This is a genomic window from Corallococcus aberystwythensis (genome assembly GCF_003612165.1).
In the GTDB taxonomy this organism is placed as follows: domain Bacteria; phylum Myxococcota; class Myxococcia; order Myxococcales; family Myxococcaceae; genus Corallococcus; species Corallococcus aberystwythensis.
Genome location: NZ_RAWK01000490.1, coordinates 1 through 2,681, shown reverse-complemented (window position 1 = coordinate 2,681; position 2,681 = coordinate 1). Strand labels below are relative to the sequence as shown.

At 69.7% G+C, this 2,681-nt stretch carries 3 protein-coding genes; 1 reads left to right on the top strand and 2 read right to left on the bottom strand.

All coding sequences use genetic code 11. From position 1 onward, the window contains the following. The coding region (locus tag D7W81_RS40745; RefSeq protein WP_147445824.1) for a FadR/GntR family transcriptional regulator at positions 1-1,256 on the top strand (1,256 nt) is incomplete at its 5' end. A gap of 198 nt (positions 1,257-1,454) precedes the next feature. On the opposite strand, the gene D7W81_RS40740 is transcribed toward D7W81_RS40745, so the two are convergent. Next, entirely contained in the window at positions 1,455-1,739 is a 285-nt protein-coding gene (locus D7W81_RS40740; protein ID WP_120560689.1) for a hypothetical protein, read from the bottom strand. A 41-nt stretch (positions 1,740-1,780) separates the two neighbouring features. After that, positions 1,781-2,623: a class I SAM-dependent methyltransferase gene (locus D7W81_RS40735; protein WP_120560688.1), complete on the bottom strand. Its 843-nt coding sequence runs from the start codon at positions 2,621-2,623 to the stop codon at positions 1,781-1,783. Between the last annotated feature and the right edge of the window lie 58 nt (positions 2,624-2,681).

The window sequence follows — 2,681 nt, the reverse complement described above, 5'->3', positions numbered from 1 at the left end:
CGCAGAGGAGGCTGCCGAGGAATGGGGGGTTGGCCTCGGAGCGGAAGATGGCGCGCCGCTATGGGGTATGCCGGGGCACGGTGCGCGAGGCCTTGCGGCGGCTGGCGGCGAGGGGCCTGGTGGTGCTGCGTCCCGGGCGGCAGGCGCGCGCGGTGGCGCTGGACGAGTCGCTGACGCTGGAGAACCTCGGGCTGGCGCTGCATGACACGCGCACCCAGGAGTCCCGGCGCCTTCTGGAGGGCTTCTTCAGCCTCAAGCGGCAGGTGCTGGTGGAGTTGCTTTCCGACTGCTGCGCGAATGCCTCCGCCGTGGCCCTGGGGCCGCTGGAGAGCACCTGCTACGCGCTCCAGGACGCGGCGCGCTGGTACCACCCCAAGGAGCGCTGCGCGCAGCTGGAATTCGAGTTGCTGCGGCTTTCTGCCCAGGTGGCTTCGCGGCCCGGGCACCTGCTCCTCATCCAGTCGCTGCAGCGGGCTTTCCGGGGCATCGCGGACCGGCTGCTGCCCTTCATGGGCGGAGATGCGATGCGCCAGTGGGTCATCTGCGCGTTGGATGCGCTGTATGCGCGCGACGTCCAGGCTCTTCAGCACCAGCTGCCGGCGCTGATGAAGACGTACGACGAGCTTGTTCTCGACCAACTCGCTCCTGTCCCTCGGGAGGATGCGTCTCCCAAGGCTCCTCACGCTCAGGAGGGCCATCACTGCGCTCCCGCGTCAGCCACCTCGCAGGACGATGCGCCCGAGGGACACCCTTGCATTGAAACGCCTGGCCCCGGCGACCTCATATCCACCACCAGGCAGGACGATGCATTTGAGGTCCAGAGCTGCGCTGAGACGCGTGGCCTCGGCGCGCCTACGTCAGTCACCGAGCAGGACGACGCATTCGAGGCACGCGACCGCGCTGAGGAGCGTGGCCTTGGCCGCTTCGATTCAGCCACCGAGGACTCCGAGGTACTCGGGAGTGCGCCTCGTCCCCGTGGGCAGGTTCTTCCCTTGGTGCCCGACAGCGAGGCGCTGGGGTTTCCAGCAGCCCTGCCGCCCACTGCCTACGAACCCGGTGGCGAAGACGCCGGAGGGCACGTGACGGGCGTGGACTCGAGCAACCTGTCCAACCGTCGGGCAGGTTGGGACACCGCTTCTCCGGAGGATGGCCTCCAGTCCAAGGAGCCATCCAGCGATTCTCGCGAACGAACCCACGAAGCGGTGTCCGAGGCCGGCGGACCGGTTCACGGCACCCTGGACCCCCCGAGCCGGTGAGCCGCGCGCCGCTGGCTCTTCCGGCCCTCGTCCAGACCCCGCGGGTTCGTGAACGGCGACAGCCCTTCACGTCCGCTGCCGTCCGGGCGGCTCCGCCCTTCTTCCCTCAGGGTGTGTGCCTGCGTCGATCGACCTCGGACATATCCGCCCGAGCCGTGCGTCCGCGCAGGACTTGTCCGCGAACCAATGGCTGACGGATCAGCCGCCGTAGCAGTTCAGGGTCGAGCCACCGCAGTAGCTGGAGCCGGAGTTGCTCCAGGAGCCCGCTGAGTTGGTGCAGACCTGGTTCTGCCGACGCTCCAACGTGGGCGTGCAGCAGCCCACCTTGATGGTGCGCGTCTGGCCGGGGATGCAGCCGGCCTGCGCGGACACCTCCTGCGTGTCCTCCTGCGCCGGAGCACCCTCCTCGGGGGCTTCCACGCCACAGCCCACGGACCCCAGCAGGCAAGCCGCCAGCAACAATCCCCGCTTCAGCGTCTTCATGTGTCGCTCCCGGTGGTGAGTCACAGCCGTCCAGGACGCTATCAAGCGTTCCCGGCTCCACCAGGATTCCCAGGGTTGCCCGAGCCCGGGAGTCGAGCCCACAACACCGTGGCGTTGGGCCGGGCGGGCTCCGGAGTGATGCCCAGCTTCTTGAAGTCCTGCGAGTAGCGCGACCCCTTCAACACCACCGCCCTGCGTGCCACGCGCCGCGCTTCCTCCACCGCCTCCCGCGTCAGCGGCGAGTAGTCCGCGTGGCGGCGCAGCGCCTCGAACGCGGCGGAGGACTTTCGCTCGCGCTCGAACATCGGGTCGAAGAGCACCACGTCGAACGCTCCGTCTGGCAGCGCGCGAAGGAATGCCGTCGCGTCCGCGTTCACCACGTCCACCGCCGAGGCCGCCGGATGACGCGCGAGCCCCGCGAGTCCGTGGCGCACCAGCAGGTAGAGCGCCGGGCTCTTCTCCAGCGCGGTGACGTGGCCCGTAGGGCCCACCAGCCGCGCCGCCACCTGCGCATCCGCGCCCAGCCCCAGGGTGCAGTCCAGCACGCGCTCCCCTTCGCGCAGGCGCGCGACGCGCAGCAACTGGTCCTCCGTCACGCCCGCGTCCAGCTGCTTCACGCGCAGGTGCGCGAGCCCCGGTGAGAAGCGCAGCGTCCCTTCCGCGTCCACCAGCGATACCGCCGTGGATTCGAAGACGACCAGCGCGTCCGCCGTGTCGGTGAGCAGCTTCTTCAGGGGCAGCTTGTGGTGGCGCTCCACATACGGCACGCCCACTTCCTCCGCCGCGCTCCGCGCACGCTGTGCGAGCTGTGCGTCCACCCGGTCCGAAGTAGTGACCACCAGCGGCTTTCGGGAGGACGGCGGCGTTCCGGACGGAGAAGGCATGGGGATGGTGCAGCCTACTCCGCGCGCAAGCCGTCCCTCCGGGCGCATCCTCCTGTCC

Excerpts from the sequence above, each read along its gene's own strand:
- D7W81_RS40735 (WP_120560688.1), bottom strand. The coding sequence starts at position 2,623 with ATGCCTTCTCCGTCCGGAACGCCGCCGTCCTCCCGAAAGCCGCTGGTG.
- D7W81_RS40740 (WP_120560689.1), bottom strand. The coding sequence starts at position 1,739 with ATGAAGACGCTGAAGCGGGGATTGTTGCTGGCGGCTTGCCTGCTGGGG.